15 protein-coding genes are annotated in these 16,276 nt (G+C 63.5%); 9 read left to right on the top strand and 6 right to left on the bottom strand.

The genetic code is table 11. The features are described from left to right. Positions 1 to 787, top strand: a 787-nt coding sequence (locus LOK44_RS29250) for a hypothetical protein (RefSeq protein ID WP_237573608.1), incomplete at its 5' end; no start/stop codon positions are given. Between the two features lie 69 nt (positions 788 to 856). On the opposite strand, the gene LOK44_RS30035 is transcribed toward LOK44_RS29250, so the two are convergent. The 3 genes from LOK44_RS30035 to LOK44_RS29235 form a co-directional block, all read right to left on the bottom strand. Further along, on the bottom strand, positions 857 to 1,876 hold the full coding sequence (locus LOK44_RS30035) for a site-specific integrase (RefSeq protein ID WP_237573607.1): 1,020 nt from the start codon (positions 1,874 to 1,876) through the stop codon (positions 857 to 859). Between the two features lie 152 nt (positions 1,877 to 2,028). Continuing rightward, entirely contained in the window at positions 2,029 to 4,572 is a 2,544-nt protein-coding gene (locus LOK44_RS29240; protein WP_237573606.1) for a DEAD/DEAH box helicase, read from the bottom strand. After that, positions 4,569 to 6,569: a site-specific DNA-methyltransferase gene (locus LOK44_RS29235; protein ID WP_237573604.1), complete on the bottom strand. Its 2,001-nt coding sequence runs from the start codon at positions 6,567 to 6,569 to the stop codon at positions 4,569 to 4,571. Before LOK44_RS29235 ends, LOK44_RS29240 begins: the two co-directional genes overlap by 4 nt. Before the next feature lie 731 nt (positions 6,570 to 7,300). Here LOK44_RS29235 and LOK44_RS29230 point away from each other — a divergent pair. After that, entirely contained in the window at positions 7,301 to 8,119 is an 819-nt protein-coding gene (locus tag LOK44_RS29230) for a hypothetical protein (protein WP_237573603.1), read from the top strand. Between the two features lie 151 nt (positions 8,120 to 8,270). On the opposite strand, the gene LOK44_RS29225 is transcribed toward LOK44_RS29230, so the two are convergent. Further along, on the bottom strand, positions 8,271 to 8,705 hold the full coding sequence (locus LOK44_RS29225; RefSeq protein ID WP_237573601.1) for a hypothetical protein: 435 nt from the start codon (positions 8,703 to 8,705) through the stop codon (positions 8,271 to 8,273). A gap of 295 nt (positions 8,706 to 9,000) precedes the next feature. Here LOK44_RS29225 and LOK44_RS29220 point away from each other — a divergent pair, with 295 nt between their 5' ends. From LOK44_RS29220 to LOK44_RS29190, 7 genes are all read left to right on the top strand, one after another. Beyond that, positions 9,001 to 10,317 (top strand): FIG domain-containing protein, encoded by a 1,317-nt coding sequence (locus LOK44_RS29220; RefSeq protein WP_237573599.1) that lies wholly within the window; start codon positions 9,001 to 9,003, stop codon positions 10,315 to 10,317. Continuing rightward, positions 10,314 to 11,054 (top strand): PIG-L deacetylase family protein, encoded by a 741-nt coding sequence (locus tag LOK44_RS29215; RefSeq protein WP_237573598.1) that lies wholly within the window; start codon positions 10,314 to 10,316, stop codon positions 11,052 to 11,054. The genes LOK44_RS29220 and LOK44_RS29215 overlap by 4 nt, the downstream gene beginning before the upstream one ends. A 159-nt stretch (positions 11,055 to 11,213) precedes the next feature. Next, positions 11,214 to 11,360 (top strand): hypothetical protein, encoded by a 147-nt coding sequence (locus tag LOK44_RS29210; protein ID WP_237573597.1) that lies wholly within the window; start codon positions 11,214 to 11,216, stop codon positions 11,358 to 11,360. 497 nt (positions 11,361 to 11,857) lie between these two features. After that, positions 11,858 to 12,592 carry a GAF and ANTAR domain-containing protein gene (locus tag LOK44_RS29205; RefSeq protein ID WP_237573596.1) on the top strand — a complete coding sequence of 245 codons (735 nt, stop codon included), beginning with the start codon at positions 11,858 to 11,860 and terminating at the stop codon, positions 12,590 to 12,592. A 358-nt stretch (positions 12,593 to 12,950) separates the two neighbouring features. Then, complete coding sequence (locus LOK44_RS29200) at positions 12,951 to 13,343, top strand: ANTAR domain-containing protein (RefSeq protein WP_237573594.1); 393 nt, start codon at positions 12,951 to 12,953, stop codon at positions 13,341 to 13,343. A 179-nt stretch (positions 13,344 to 13,522) separates the two neighbouring features. Continuing rightward, complete coding sequence (locus LOK44_RS29195; RefSeq protein WP_237573593.1) at positions 13,523 to 13,699, top strand: hypothetical protein; 177 nt, start codon at positions 13,523 to 13,525, stop codon at positions 13,697 to 13,699. 81 nt (positions 13,700 to 13,780) lie between these two features. Further along, complete coding sequence (locus tag LOK44_RS29190) at positions 13,781 to 14,122, top strand: STAS domain-containing protein (RefSeq protein WP_237573591.1); 342 nt, start codon at positions 13,781 to 13,783, stop codon at positions 14,120 to 14,122. A gap of 941 nt (positions 14,123 to 15,063) precedes the next feature. Here LOK44_RS29190 and LOK44_RS29185 read toward each other — a convergent pair. Beyond that, on the bottom strand, positions 15,064 to 15,507 hold the full coding sequence (locus tag LOK44_RS29185) for an ATP-binding protein (protein ID WP_237573590.1): 444 nt from the start codon (positions 15,505 to 15,507) through the stop codon (positions 15,064 to 15,066). A 32-nt stretch (positions 15,508 to 15,539) separates the two neighbouring features. Continuing rightward, positions 15,540 to 15,932 (bottom strand): STAS domain-containing protein, encoded by a 393-nt coding sequence (locus LOK44_RS29180; RefSeq protein ID WP_237573589.1) that lies wholly within the window; start codon positions 15,930 to 15,932, stop codon positions 15,540 to 15,542. Positions 15,933 to 16,276 lie beyond the last annotated feature (344 nt).

Raw genomic sequence — 16,276 nt, 5'->3', positions numbered from 1 at the left:
GAGCGCCCTGGCCACCTCCGTCATGAACACCGTCGGACCCAACATCGCCGAGGCGCCCTGGATGAAGACCTACGCCTCCGAACAATTCGGCATCAGCGCGAGCGCCTTGTCCTCGATCACCAAAGCCCTCGACCCCGACACCACCAGTTGGATGAAGACCCTCGGACCCGACACCAGTTACGGCGCGGGCATGAGCGCCCTGGCCACCTCCGTCATGAACACCGTCGGACCCAACATCGCCGAGGCGCCCTGGATGAAGACCTACGCCTCCGAACAATTCGGCATCAGCGCGAGCGCCTTGTCCTCGATCACCAAAGCCCTCGACCCCTCCGTCATGGACACCTACGGCTCTAGCATGAGCGGCCTCATCGACGCATTGTCACCAAAGCCCGGCGGGGACCGTATTGGTGCCCCCTGGATCAAAGAACTTGGGGGCGGTGGCACCTACGGCTCCGGTCTCAACGCCCTCTCCGACGCGGTATCACCGACCAGCCTCGTCGAGACGATTCCTCCAAGTCCTGAGACTGTCCCCGGGCTCTCGGTTAGCACGCAGGCTGTGGAGACAGAGTCTTTCGAAACTGTCTGTGATGGCTCGGATTTGGCTGAGTTGGAGGACGAGTATCTGCAATGGTCTTGTGATGCACACGGTTTCGCGGCCATGGCCATTGTGTTGACCATCATTCCGGTGGTGTTGCTCTTTCACTTTCACGGACTCGATTGGGCGTTGTCCATACCAACAGTCGTAGCTTCGCTTTTCATGTCCCTGGTTCTGAACAGTCGCAGTTGAGCAAGTAACGGTCGCTCAAGAGCTGACTAATCTTTTCCCGCGCGGGCAATGCGTCGCTCGGTTCTACGCCTACAGCCCGAGCTGGGTGGCGGCGTTGTCGTCCCAGGCGGTGTGGATGCGGACGTATCCGCCCAACGTGGCGAGGGAGCGGTGGCGGGTTTGGTGGGCGATGGCGCGGTCGGTGGCGCCGCGCAGGTGGGCGTGGGTGACGAAGCCGGCGCGGAGGCTGTGGGCGCTGTAGCCGGATGGGTCGGTGCCGGTCCGTTCGATGGCGTTGCGCACCAGGGTGTTCACGGATTCTGGGTGTAGTCGGCGGGGGAGTGGGCGGTTGCCCTTGGAGACGGGCCGAAAGACCGGTCCATCGGTGATGTCGGCCGTGTCGAGCCAGGTGTGTAGGGCGGTGACGGGGCAGCGGTGGGGGTGGGTGCCGTGCGGGACGACGACGAGTTCGGGGTGGGCGCCGGTTTGGTTGGTCTTCGACCGCGGGATGGTCAGGACTAGGCCGCGGGGGTGTTCGGCGAGGTGAGCGAGGTCGAGTGCGGCGAGTTCGCTGCGGCGTAGGGCGGTGACGAATCCGACCAGGAGCAGGGCGCGGTCGCGTAGCCCGGCGAGGTCGGGTTCGGGGTCGCGGGTGGTCCAGCGGCGGGTGGTGGGGCAGGCGTCGAGGACGTCGTGGAGCAGTGGCGGCATGAGCGGGGTGGCCTGGGCGGGCGGGGTGGTGTGGGTGCGGCGGATGCCTTCCCACACCGCGAGCACGCGGGCGTTGGTGGTGGGGTCGGCCACGTCGTGTACGGCGTGGGCAAAGGTGATCGCCGACAGCCGCCGGCCCATGGTGCCGACCTTCAGGCCGCGCCCGGCGAGGTGGGTGAGGTAGCCGGTGAGGGTGGCGGGATCCGCCGGGAGCGGTTCGTGGCCGGCGATGTGGCACCAGGTGGTGAAGTCGGTCCAGTCGGCGCGGTAGCCGCGCACGGTGTTGGCGGAGCGGGCGGCGTCGACGTAGCGGGCCTCGTCGGCGGTCAAGGACTCGGTGGCGACCACGGCGACCGGGTGCGTGGGCGCCGGGGCGGCTGGCCGGCCGGGTTTCGTCACCGTGACAGCCTAGGTGCCATTACCTGGGATTCCCTGCATTATCCCGTGTAATAGAAGTAGTCCTGAACCGTTTTAATGCCCAGGGCCGCTGGGACACACGGGGACCGTCTGGGCGGTCAGGAGTTGCCCGTAGAGCGAGACCCAATCGAGGTTCACAAGTACGCCATGCCCTCACTGTCAAAGAGCGCCGCCATCAGGTTCTGGTTCGTCGCCGCGGCGACGCGTTCGTCGATACCGTCGGCCATCAGATCGAGTGCCCGCAGCACTCCGCCAACCTTTGCTACCGCCAAACAGCGCCGGACCTGATGTGCGTTGAACTGCGCGTACCTCGCGAGCGCAGACCACTTCGCCGAGGTGTCGGCCAGATCGTGGCGATGGGGATCCACGATATCCATGACGTACTTGCCGCCGCCGTCGTCGTGCCAAAACAGAAAGTCCGGGTGCATTAACTGGTACTTGTCACCGAACTCGTACGGCACAGCCAGTGCGTGCCGGCCCGAGGAAGGGTTGCGGTACCAACCGACCAGGGTGTCGGAAATCAGTTCGGCGGCGAGCACTTCGGCCTCCCACGCCGAACGCGAGGTGTCGACGGGGAACTCGCCCGCATGCGGTTTGCCATCGGGAATCACGTACAGGTGATGTGGGTAGGTGGTGATCTCCTCGGTGGTCTGGCCGCGGACTTTTTCTGTTGCCGCGGAGTAGACATCGCGAGCCTCAACTGTCGTCGGGTGCATCGGTGAAACGCCGAGGTGCCACAGTGGTTCCACCTGATCCCGGATGTGGCGCGGTTGGCGCGACACTGTGGACCGGTGCTGATCCCGCCACGTGCGGATCAGTTCGGCGGCTTGCTTTTCGATGATGTCCTTGAACCCGAGTTCGGCCATCGCAACTAGCCGCGCGGCGGCGTCGATCTCATCCTCGCCGGCGTCGCACAGGTCGTTGAAGTACCAGCTTGCCGCCCCGTCGGGCAGCACCCGTTGCGCGCGGCGGAAATAGCCGTCCAGGTCGCGTTCGTTGGTTTGAGCCTCGCTCTTTCCGACGCTTTGCATGATCGTTTCGCCGTACGCGATCATCGTGGTGCCGATCATCAGCGACATGATGTCGGTGACCTTGGCGTCGACCTCGTCGGAGCGCTGACCGTCCGTGGCACGCATCTGATCAATGACCCATTTCTTCGCTTTCGCCGAGCCCTGACTGACGAGGCCGTGCTCGGTCAGTGTGGCGGCGAGCCGCATCAGCTGCGCCGTGCGTGTAGGGAACGTCGCCCTCACCCGGGTAGACGACGGCAGCGTATCGAGGAGGTTGAACACCGCGCCCGGAACCTTTGGTGAACGTCCGCAGATCACCGGGGCCACCTCGATGTCGACCTGGACGGTCTCGTCCTCGGTAAGCGCGTTGACGACCCGAACGACGTGCTCGGTGCGGAAGCCTGGCAGGTAGGCGACCACTTCGTCGAGGCGGTCATCACCACTCTCGGGACGTTTGGCCAATGGGGTCCGGACGAGCCGGCCGATCAGCTGCGCAATCTCGGTATAAGAATCCTTGCCTTGAAAAGACACCAGAACCTCGGCGCGTGGGCAGTCCCAGCCGGTCGTCAGGGCAGACTTGAACAGCACGACTCTCGCGCGGTCGTCACCGGAAATCGCCTCCGGTGGAAGGTAACGCACCGCCCGGTCACCCACCTTCAACGGGCCGTGGGGGTCGCCGAATGCATGCGCTACAGCGAAGTCGGTGAGTTCGGGCCATGCGGACTCGATAACCGACAGAATCTCGGCAATCCGCGTCTCGGTCACCATCGGTTCCACCTGCACGACGAGTAGTGGCTCCACCAGCCGGTCGCCCGTCGTCTCATGGTGGGTGCGCCAAGACGTGTCGGAATCCTTCAAGTCTTTGACCGCCAGTTCGAGCATGGTGTTGTCAGCCGATTGCGACTCGCCGATGCTGCGCAACAGGATTCGATCCTTCAGCAAGCCGGACTCACGCACCTCGCCGGGTGAAATTGCAACCGGCCGCATGGTGCGGTCCGCAGCGCGCATCGCCGCGTCGAAACGGTCCGGGGTAGCGGAGATCCCGAGTACCACCGGTGCGGGAGGCTGGATTGTTCCAAGATTCGTCTGCCCGCCTCCGACAATGGTGCCGGCGATCGACTTCCGCTCGGTCTTGCTCGTGCTAGACCCACGGTGCGCCTCGTCCCAGATCACAAGGATGTCTGCCCCACGCTCGCGCACAGTGTTGGCGATCATGTCCCAGCCGCCGTAGGTGCGCTTGTCGTTTCGGGTGCCGTCGGGGCGCACAGCGTGCAACGTCGAGTTCTTTTGCAGCGCTTGGATGTGCACGAAGTAAATTAGGCCAGGTTCCAGCGTGCGTTGATCGGCCTCGCCCAGGTATCGGATCCTGTTCATGTCGATGGCACCGCCGGATGCCTGGTGAATCTTGCCGATCGTTTGCGCGTTTAGTGAGCGGTCATCGGTGATCCACAGCACCGTCAAGTTCGGGTTTGGGGGCCATGTCGGAGTGCCGAGGTAGAGCCCTTCCAACACTGCCGTGGCAATGACCGTCTTTCCCGCCCCGGTAGGCGCAGTGAGGCCAACAGCGGTGCGTTCACCGTCCTCCAGGTACCCGGCGCGAGCTTTCGCCAAATTCGTTAGTACCGACTCCACCGCATTGCTCTGGTAGGGCTCCAGCGTGAACTTCACCGAGTGCTACCAGAGGTGTTGATGGTGTAGTTGGACAGGTAGTCCTCGTACAGCTGGACCGTCTCGATCCCGACCGGCAGCCGTTCGACCGCCTCCTGGTACTCGGCCGGGGAATCGGTGATGACGAAGAGCACGGACGGCGCACGGCCGTCGATCGTTGCGGTTGTCACCGCGGCGGCGAACCCAGTGAGCGCGTCTATGTCGAACAGCACGCCGTAAACGTCGGCGAGCGCCCATCCTGCCTCCGGCAGAGCTTCGATCCGTCCGCCACGGGCACCGCCTTCGAGCCAGAACAACGGGGCGACGGCGGTGAACTCCTGCCCTCGACGCACTGAAGAAGGGTCGAGGTAGGTCAGGTCGAACAACTCGACGTTCGCCGCGATCCCGTCGGAGAACACCGACCCGTCCGGACGCGTACCCGTGACTACCGTAGAGATACGGGGACGGCAAACGGACTCAAACACCCCGCGGGCCTCCCACTCCTCGTCGCCCGGATGCAGCCCCACCTTGCGGAGAGCTTTAGCGGCTGGTGCGCCCACCTCGTTGTTTGTCACCAGGATTGCCTGACGCTGACCGCCATCTTGGGCATTCAGCCTCAACACGGCCTCGACAGTCGTTCCGGTCCCTCCAAAGAAATCCAGGATCACCGCATCTGGATCGTTCGTCGTGGCGATGCTCAACCAACGCGCGATCACCTCGACATCCTTCGGGTAGGGGAAGTCTTTGGTCCCGAGAACCTTGGCCAGATGCTGGCTCGCGGCTCTGCGATCCCGGTAGAACGTCGGCACAACGCTCCGCATCGACATCTCGTGGAGCGGGGTTTTCCACCTAGGCCGTCCCCCGAACAAGATCCGCCCTGCGGCGATCATCTCGTCCATCGTTTCGCGCCTAAAGCTCCACCCGTTGTTGGGAGGTTCGTAGACGATGCCGGTGGCCGGATCAGTGATCGCATATCGCAAGTTCGGCCTGTAGAGGCTGTTTCCAAGATCGCCAACCTTCACGGCCGTGCCGTCCTCATCGACCTTCACGTTGTCGCCCAGGCCCGGGTCGTATTTGGTTTTGTTCCTGTTCCACCACGCTGACAACAACCGCGACGCGGCCGCCGAATTGTGACCCGATTGCTCCCAAGCGCTGGCAGCGGCGTCCAACACGTCTTGTAAGCCCTCTTTTTCCACCCTCCATCTGACGCCACCCTCAGTGAGCACCGACATTTCCCGGCAGTAGACAAGCATGTAGTCAAGGCCGCCGGCGTGGAAGCGAGAGAGTGAGGACCCACCTCCCTGCCACGTAATGTTGGCGATAAAGTTCTGGTCCCCGAACACCTGGTCCAGCAGCATCCGTAGGCGGTGATGTTCGTCGTCTCCGATGGCCACAATGACCACACCCGTGGGCTTGAGCAGGTCGCGGGCGATAAGTAACCGCCGCTCCATGAACGACAGCCACTTCGATGACTTCGCGCGGTCTGCCGCGTCGACGTACCGGTCGTTGTAGATCCAGTCGCCCCCGCCGGTGTTGTAGGGCGGGTCAATGTAGATCAGGTCGACCTTCTCGCGGTGGGTGGATCGCAACGCCTGCAGTGCATGGAAATTCTCACCGTTGATCACCACATGCCAAGGGGCGTCCACGGCCCCATTCGGTATCCGTTCGATCGACTGCAGGCCAGGGTAGATCGGCTCTCCGAACTCGCGGACCACGACGAGGTCACTTACCGGCCGTTCGCCACCCTCACCGTCGAGCACGGCGACCGTGCGGGTCGTGTCGGTGAATCGCACCACCGTCCACGTCTCAGCAGTGGACTCGTCGCGCAGTGCGACTCGGATGCCCTTGCGGATTGGGTGATCAACCAGGCGAACCGACTCGGGCAGGTGCCGGTCGAAGACGAGGCCGAAGCGGCGAGACCCGCGCAACAGCTCCACTTCTCGGGCGAGACGGTTACGCAGCGACTCTTCCTGGATCTGGCCGATCAGCTGGTCGAGGACGTTGGTCTCGTCTGCCATCTGGCCGGTTCCCCCAAGGTGCTAGCGCAGCTTCTGTGTGGTCCGGAGAAGCCTAGGGCGCGGCGTCAGCGCGCGATCAAGTGACCTTGCTCATGTGTCGGACGTGCCTATTGCGAGTTGAGGGCGCGAGATCGGCGACCGCCTATCTGGGTCCGGGTCCTGACGCGCTGAGCGGTCTGGTGGAGGCGGTTCTAACGCCCGCGTCGCGGGCGCGCCGTCATCTGGTTCGACAAGGTCATCGCCGGGCTAGCACCACATCGCCAAACTGAGAATCATCCGGCGCCCGTCTCATTGTCTGCAGCGTGAGACAGCTACCGCAACTAAGGGCTCGTCGGTCGGCCTCACATCGAAGTACGTTAACTACCGCAGTCGGCACGGAGGCAAGGGACGCATCCTCAGTCATTGCCGACTGCGTATTGGACGCACAGCGCCACCTCTCTCGCAACGGTCTGCGATGATCTGGCGCTATGAAGCCCGGGCCGGGGGGAATCTACGCAGTTTGGGCACTAACAGCCTTGGTCCTGACCGTAAGTTGCTCTGGGCAAGCCGGTCCAGCGGCGAGTCGGTGGGCTGCCTTACCGCACACCATGGGATGTGCGTTCCGCGCCGACGTTCAGGGAGCTGACCCACCCGGGGCTGCCCGGATCCGGCAAGTCGCCCTCTCTCATCCCGGTCGAGATCAGCTTCAACTCGCCGTCGAGTTTGCGTCTCGGATTCCGCCGGAGCCACGCGTGGTCAACACTGCGCTGGGTCCCATCGACGCACCGGGAAGTATTCACACCGACTTCCTGATACACCCCCAACATGCCCCCGGCGAGGCTGTCATTCAGGTGACCTCACCGTCGCCGAGTGTCAGTCAGGGTTGGCGCGCCGACGTATCCGAGTTCGACGAGTCGAACCCGAATGTGTTGACGTCAGTGAGTTCAGCGGGCCGCGTCCTCACGATCGTCTTGGATCTCAGTGCGCAGCCGAAGATCCTCGGGACCGGTGAATTCAAAGCCGACGTCGACGTCGTGCAGATGGTCTCCGGCCAGCCGAATGCCAACGGCGAACCGAACCTGTTCGCCGTGCGATCCCCGCAATGCCTCTGGACAACAGAGGTCACCGCCTCCTCGACGCCGCCCACGAGCACGCGTGGTATCGCGGCGCCTGTGCCCTCGGCGACATCATCGGCCAGCTCGATACCGCCTTCGCCAAGTGACGGCGTGACCACGTACTTGAGTACGAAATCTGGCCAAGTGCGATGTGCGGTATCGACTGCATCGGTGGTATGCGAAAGAAACTCCGTCGATGGATTCCCTCAAGCCCCCGTCAGCACCACCGGGGGCAGGAACTGGAATCTCGCCGCCATCGATGCCAGCGGAGCCTTCGAGTGGAACGAAGGCAACATCGGCGGTCCCGACCCGGACGACGACCTCGTGCTTGAGTACGGCCAAACACAACAGCTCAGCGGCTGGACCATCGACGCCCGCAGCAACGGAACGATGTTCACCAGCGAAGCCACCGGCCGCGGCATGTTCGTCAGCATCGAGAACGTGTACGGATTCTGAAAGGTTCTGCGCCCTGCGCCTTCAGGCTGCAGCGTGCACGCGGTGGTCTTCCTGCATGAAAGACGCCATCGGCCCGGCACGTTGGCTGTAATCAGCGAAAACCCCCGGGGAACAAGTCCCCGGGGGTTCGAGTCGAGCATGGGACACGCACTTAGGCGAGTGCGGCCAAGATCTGTCGGTGAGTTTCGCGAGACTCTTCGATTTCCTCTTGCAGCCGCGCGTCATTGCGGCAGTTCTCGATGTAATCGGTTACAGCAGAGCGAAGCTGGTCGGCAACGCTGGTGTCGTCGAGTAGGGCGAAACTGGTCAACTGATCCAGGTCTCTGTCGGTGATGCGCAAGGACACTGACTTCTCGTCGTGCGCACGGGGGCGCGGCGGGGGGGCCGTCGTCAAGTGAGCCGGGGGACCGCCAGTGAGGACCGCGAGCTTGGCATGGTGCCGCCTCATGGCCGTGTCGATCTTGGCGGACAACTCGGGGTCTTTGAGCCGCTGCTTGAGGTAGGCGTCGATGCTGTGGCGGATGACCTCGGCAGCGCTGATGCGCTTGATGGTCGCCAGCGCTGTGATCTGGTCGAACATCGTCATCGATAGCTTTGCGGTTACGGGCCGCTTCGGCTCCTGGGAAGGTGCCATCGCAATCAGTCCCCTTCTATACATGTGCAGTTCAGGACGGTGATCCAGAGTGAGTCATGGGCCATCGTGCCGGGCGGTAAGTCTTTGCTGAGCACAGTGCGCGGCAACAGAGCCATCCGACGCGGGAAACGGTAACACAGCATGGTGAAAGTTCTCCTTCGTGCATCAATAAGTTACCCCTTCGCTATTACATGTAACCGAGATACACTTGGCGTTGACCACCCACCGACCCGACAGGAGGGCCAGCGTGGCCGTAGTTGGAGATGTTCCCCGCCGCCAGAATCTGCTGAACGCCTTCCGGTTGTGCGCGAAGGCGCAGCTGCAGATCATCCGTCTGGCTCGTCAACAAAATCGAGCAGCCGACGCCCATGAGGACGACGTCATCGATCTGGAGGACCGCCGAATCGTCGATGCGATGCCCGACGAGGTGGTCATCGATCACCTAGAACGGTTGCGGGTTTCGGGAGCAGACGCCTGGGATCCCGACCGATCGGGCAAGGCGGACTCCAGTGGTCTGCGACAGACGAAGGCTGACCGTGGCTGTCACGACGCACTGGTGGCGTTGTTGGAGGAGCTTTACCCCGGGTGCGTAGTGGTGGGGGAGGAAAGCACCCCGGGCGAGTGGAACGAATGGTTCAAGCCGCACCCGGTAGGACAGGTCGGATTTCACATCGACGCAATCGACGGCAGCTCGTTGCACGACTGCCTGGGCTGGGGATTCTCGTCGAACCTACTGATGTACGTGATGACCGCCAGCGGCGACTGGCATCTGGTCATGGTGTCGATCGTGAACTCCAGCGGTGATGCGGTAGGCCTGCTGTGCGACACCGACTCGGTATTCGTACGGGACCTGTTTGACCCCGACGACGTCGAAGAACTGTTGCTCGAGCCAAAGGTGGCACCTGAGCACGTCCGGCCAGGCTTCATCGCGACTGTCGCGGCCATGCCTCGGGCACGGCGGCGGTCGGCAGTGCTTCTTGATTCCACCACCAGCTGGGGCTTGCCAGCTCTGCCCTTCGGTAAGAGTGAGGAGGTTGATCCTCCACTGACGGTGACCACCGCCGGTGGGGCACCGGCTACCTACGGGATGGCCGCTCTCAGGCTGGAAGGGCTGATCACCACCGACGCCTCGACCGTCCACGACGCGTGCGGATTGCTGGTGCTGGTCGCCTTGGGAATCCCGGCGTACTGGGTTAGGGGTGCTAGTGAGGCACCAACGCCCATCACGTTGGCCCATCTCAAGGAGATGTTCGCCAACCCCCCGCGGCCGCATCCGGTCCGCTACAAGCGGGTGCCTCCCCACGTGGTGTGCCGCGACGAGGGCCGCGCGGTGTTGATCGCCAAACGGCTGGATAGCAGCGCAGACTTGGAGGTGCGCGCCGAGCTGGCCCCGGGCAGCCGCAGCCACCTGCGAGTGGTCGGCGGCCAAGACCTACGCGACGACGTCGACAACGTCGACGACGAGGACGACGACGATCAGGACGACGTCGAGGACGACGACGGGGATGGTGGCCGGGACGACGAAGTCGATCATCTTCACCACCATGGAGATGACGCTCCGTGAAGACCGTGGTGGTAGTCAGTCCGCACCCCGACGACGAAATCCTTGGTGCAGGTGCGACTTTGGCGCTCCTCAAGAGCCACGGCTGGCGGGTAGTGAACCTGGCGTGCTCACTGGGCAAACCGGCCGATCAACAGCGCCGGCGCGAAGAACTCCTCGAGGCCGCCACACGGATCGGCTTCGACACCGTGATCATGGACCCGCCTATACCGATCAGCAGCAACGATGACCTAGTTCACGCAGAACACCTCGTCAGCGACGCACTCGAAGAACTGATCGACGAGGTCGATGCACATCTAGTCGTCGCTCCGCATCCCGACGATGGCCATCACGGACACGAAGCAGTTGGCCGTGGCGTACGCCGAGCACTCGCCCGTAGTGAGCGGCGCGTGCCCTGGTGGATGTGGGGGCTGTGGGCCGAACTGCCCTCCCCGACGCTCTACGTTCCTTTCGGGGAAGCCACCCTAGCTACAGTGGCGCGCGCCCTGAACGCTCACGCCGGGGAAAATGCCCGCAACGCCTTCCATCGACTACTACCAGCGCGAGCAGTAGCAGCCACGGTGCTCGGCAGTGAGCGTGTCTTCGGATTCGGTGCCGCGCAGGCCGATCCGGCTCCCTACGCCGAGCTGCTGACCGAGATCACATTCGACGGCACCAGCTGGCACCGCGGGTCTCCCCGGATAATGAACCCGGCATCGCCGGAGATACCTCAACTACTCACCGCCGGCCCGCGCCTTTAGCGAGCACGGTCACCTGTTCGGCAACCCCTCTAGAGGCTGAGGTCGGAGCCATGGTCCCAGTCTCGTTCCGGGGAGCGGTGGATGTCGAGGTGGCGGTCGATGGCCCGGTCTCGCTGCATCGCCCCAGTCTTCTGGTAAGCGGCGCGCCACGGTCTGCTGGTGGGCGCTGACCAGGGACGCGACCTGGTCGGACAGCTCGACCGGGGTGTTGGCGGCGCGCCCTGGTGGGCGGTGTGGGCGCATTCGTCGCGCTCGATCACCGTCCGCATCACCCGCGGACAGCGGGATCTGAGACACGCGGTGTGAGACAAGATATGAGACACCGCGACGTGGCATTACTGGGTGGGGGAGCAGCGCTCCGAAAGGTGTCTCGTTTCTCTAGAAACGAGACGGCTCTGGGTGTCTATTGCCTCCAGCGCACGGTGGATTTGCCGGGGGGCTGGGCCCCTCGCAGCTCCACCTAACTCCGCTGCGCGGATCGAGGCTCGACATACGATGTGGGGGTGTCCGACTCATCCCGGGGTGTTCCTGCTCCAGACGAACTCTCGGCGAGTCAACGAGCAGATGACGCCCGCATAAGCGCTGATGAGTCGCGCCGCTCTTCAGCTCGTGCACACCGTGAAGCCGCTGAGGTCTCTGACGCCGCGGCAAAGCTGTACGACCGCCTCGAAGACCCGAAAGCGGCTTCACGGCACAGGGAAGCGGCCGCGCGGCATCGTTCCGACGCCGCTGACGACGATGACGACTGAAGCGGCGCGCCGGGGCGAACGTCAAGCTAACTGAGCCGGACTACTGTCCATCTGGTGGCAGATCAGCAGCACGATACTGACGATGCTCACTCCGGCGACACCTTGGTTGAAGTGCTGGGCGGGTTGGCGATCGAACTGCAAGCACAGTCCAATACCGAGACGACGCTGCAGAGCATCGTCGAAGCCGCGGTCAAGCTCGTGCCCGGTGTGCGCTGGGCGGGTATCTCCCTGATCGAAGAAAGGCAAGTCACCCCCTCAGTACCCACCGACGAGTTGGTCGCGGAGTTGGATTCACTGCAGAACGACCTCGATCAGGGACCGTGCCTCGACGCCCTGCGCGAGCAGCACACGGTGTCCATCGCCGACACCTCCACCGACACCCGATGGCCCCAATGGGGACGTGCGGCCAGCGACCGCGGCGTACGCAGCGTGCTGGCCTTTCAACTGTTCGTGCGCGAGGAGAACCTGGGCGCACTGAACCTCTACGGCGATGCGGCAGAGGTGTTCACCGACGAATCGGAAGTGATCGGCGCGGTGCTCGCCCAACATGGCGCGGTGGCGATGATCGGCGCTCAAGAAACCGCACAGTTCAACTCCGCCCTGGCCAGCCGCGACGTCATCGGCCAAGCCAAGGGGCTACTCATGGCCCGAGAGAACCTCACCGGGTTCGCGGCGTTCCATCTGCTCACCCGAGCGTCCCAAACCCTCAACACCAAACTGGTGACCCTGGCCCGACGGCTCGTCGATGATCATGAGGCAGGACTGACGCAGCAGGGACCTCCCAACTAGTCGAATTGTCAGGACGATCGGTTTCGGGTGCATCCTTGCCGTACCAGGCTGAGGAAGTTTGACTCCAGTTCGTGCCATGACCGTTGGGTTCTAGCGGTCCGAAGTAAAAAGGTCAACGAATCGTCTCTGTGGCGCCAGCTGCTGCCACAGCGCCGACGTCGACCGGCGCCTCCTATGGGCCGCCCAGGCAAAACGACGTGCCACCAAATGTTGGACGTTTTGTTCAGTTTGGCCCCGTCCTTGCGAGTGGTTGTTCCGAATATGGGGTAAACGTCGCCGTCCGCGCCGCTGAGTCCGCTCTCGTTGATCGAGCAGACTCGTTCAGCGCCGCAGAACGCACCGATGAGCTGGAGTGGAGATGCAGGAGACAGGTCCGACGACTGCTGCGGCGCTGAGTACTGAGGAGCAGGACCGGCTCACCGTCGAGCTTCACGCCGTCACGGAACGTCGCGCCATCATCGAGCAGGCCAAGGGCATGCTCATGTTCGTCTACGGCATCGACGCCGACGAAGCCTTTCAGGTGCTGCGGAAACAGTCTCAAGACCACAACGTCAGATTGATCCTCGTCGCAGAGCAGGTGACGAAGGACCTCATCGAGTTGTCGCGAACCAGGGGACCGGTACGTCAGCTTGCCCTCGGCGGACTCATCGAGGCCGCAGCCGAGCGCATTGCCCACAGCGCTGAACGACAACTGGACGGCGCCAGCAAGACGGGCGTCCCGATGACGAATCTCGGCCCGTCTCCTCAATGAGCCCCTGGCGACCTTCGGAGGCGCGTTGCACTGAGGATCGCTCGAATTGGTGCACGCAGAGCCACACCCGCGTCGTCACTTGAAGACTGACGTCAACGTTGGACTCACGACCCTTACGAGCTACGTCCCGGTGGTGGACGTTTCGAGTGAACGTTCGGAAGAACGGGTACCGACTTGGGATGACGTCAAACGATGCAACTGACCTCAACGACGTGATGGTGCCGACTGAGGAGGTGCACCCAGACCACCGGGAGCATGCCAAGGAGGCCAAGCATCTCAGCGAAGACGAGCTGGAGCGGCGTACGCAACACGAGCGCGACATCGTCGACGCTGAGCAACCCGATCGGAAAGGCTGACGAGCAGACCCGTCGTCTATCATTCGATGCCGGAGGGCCCTCATTACTACTGACCAAGATTCGGCGGCCTCGACTGGTGCTGTGTCGGCCCATCGTCAGGACTGCGGCCTCGCCATCGTTCGCGTAGAAGGGGAGTTACTTGGCGATGCAGCCGCTGAGTTGACCCTTCTGATCGCCGATGAATTGCACCTCAGGCCACCTTGTGTGGCAATCGATCTGTCAGCCGTGGCCGTCATCGATGCCCCGGGTGCCAATGCTTTGGTGATGGCCGGGGCCTTGGCTGGACGAGCCGGCACTCCGCTTCATCTTCATGGCGTGGCGGGCGGGCCGGTCGAAGCGGTGCTGAGCAATCTAGACTTGCTCGACCACTTCGACATCGATACCTTCGACGCCGATCGAGGGCACACCGCACCCTCGACGTGAACACCATCTGGAACGACAAGCCCTCGAGTCCACCGATCCTCCAGTGGTGCTGACCGGCCTGCAACGAGCCGAGTTCTTCACCGGCGCTACCCGGCGGATCTACCGCGAGCTGACCGCCACCTGTCCGCTGGTAGTCGTCTTCGGCCACGGCATCACCTAAGAAATCGGGGGTTCGTGGCGTCGCACTGGGGACTCCGATCCGCTGAGTGCCGAATGGATCGTCTTGATGTTGGGGGCGACCGCCTCCGCCGCGCTCATCGCACGCGAGCGCCGCGACCAGGCGACCTCGGGCGCCGATGGGGACCGACGCTTCGATGTTGCCCTCACCAACGATCGGGCACTAATCACCACTGCAGTCCGAATCCTGTTGAGTCGCATGGAATCTGATTAGCACCCAACCCGGGGTGACGGTTCACTGCGGCGCTGAGCACGCTCACCTCCACGTCCACGATGCTGGTCACCGGTGGCCAGTCCCCCGACGTCCGCCGTGCGAGAACGTATTCCGCATGCTCGGCAGAGGCATGTTGCGCGCGTTTTAGCCGTCGCGGGCCCGGGAAGACAACCGGACGGGGAGGCCAGTACCAACGGGTTGCTGTGGCTTTCCTTCAGGCGGCGCCGACAGCGACCCGGTCGAGACGTTCAGTAGCGCAGCGTTTTTGGAAGGCGGCGCCGCCGCCCCCAACGCCGAGTAGGCCAAGCAGTAGGTCTCTGCCGCAGCGATACAACGCTGTCATGCGGCCGGGCATCCGCACATTTCAGGGTTCAGGATCACGTCCAAAATGTCCGGGCATCCGCACATTTCAGGGTTCAGGATCACGTCCAAAATGTGACGACGCCCAAGCCGGTGCCGATCTTCCGAGTGTCGCTCAAAGAGCGCTGAGGAGTAGTCGCAGTGGGTTCACGCGGTCGGAGCAGCACGGCTTTACCGGTCGGGCCGAACCTCACCTAGGAGTCCCTGGGGTGTGGCGCACCCCGTTCCATTGCATGTGCACCGTGGTTCCGTGCGCGCTCGGCTCAACGGAGGCTCGATCGGCCAGGGCGTGGATGAGCGGAATGCCGCGTCCACCATTTCGTCGGGGCGAAGGGGGTTGAGGAGCCTGCCAGCGGCCCTCATCGGCGACCACGACGGTCAAGGTGTTGCGTGCGGGGTCGTAGTTCGCGTCAAGAGTCATCGTTCCCGATGAGTCGTCCCCGGCGTAGGCGTACGAGGCTGCGTTGGCGAGCGCTTCATTGGCGGCCAAGAGCAGATCGTTGTGTAGTTCGGGCCCCAGAGCGAAGTTTCCGATGAGCCAATGATCGAATTCGTCGCGTATCCGGGCAGCATGAGAGGCGTCGGCGGGAACTGCGCGCCTGGTGAAGCCGTCAGAGCCTGTCGGATCGGGCATGGTATTAGGGCGATACCCGCCGAGGTTGACCGCTATACCCGTACGGCCTGCAAGGCCTCGCCGAGGGATGTCTGCATCCCCAGCTGGTCGCTGATCCCGATGGCCTTCATGGGGCGAGCAGTGGCCGATCCCGCCGCGACGACGGCGAATCTCGCCGACGTGCCGATGCGTTCGCGCGCCCTAAGAAGAACCGTCATGCCCGCAGCTGCCAAGAAGTCCACCTCGAGCAGGTCGACGATCAGCGCGGCCGGATGCTGGCCCAGGGCCTCGTCTAGGGCAGCCTCCACGGTGGGGGCCGTGACGAGGTCGAGCACACCACTTATGCACACGACGACGACATCGCCCACGATGCGTTGGCCGACCGTGCACGCGGCCAACGCAGCAGCATCATCACTAGCTCCCACCAGGTCCCCTAGGTCAGTCATATGATCATGGTCCTCGCTTTGGCTGCAGACTGCCTGGGGCAAGATAATCCGCCCATTGCCCGACCGCCACCAGCTGTAGTTTCTCGTCACTTGCCGGGCACGCGGGCGGTCACCCGCACCCGACGCCGCGTGAAAACCCACACCCCACCCGAGGTGTCCCTACACACAGACTCACCAGAAGCTACTGCGGCTCTCGACGGCTCGCCGTTAGCATCGGGTCAGTGTCAAAGTGAGGTCGCCGCGTATCGCGGTGGTTGGATCCTGATCACCTGGTGTCTGGCTCGTAGCGTCGGTGCCGCCTTCGGGTTGGCGTGCATGCGTTTTGTCGGCATCAGGTGAGAAGG

It is taken from the genome of Mycolicibacterium lacusdiani, from assembly GCF_021916785.1.
Classification (GTDB): Bacteria; Actinomycetota; Actinomycetes; order Mycobacteriales; family Mycobacteriaceae; genus Mycobacterium; species Mycobacterium lacusdiani.
Note: the sequence above shows the minus strand (reverse complement) of the source record. Positions and strands in the feature narration are given on the sequence as shown.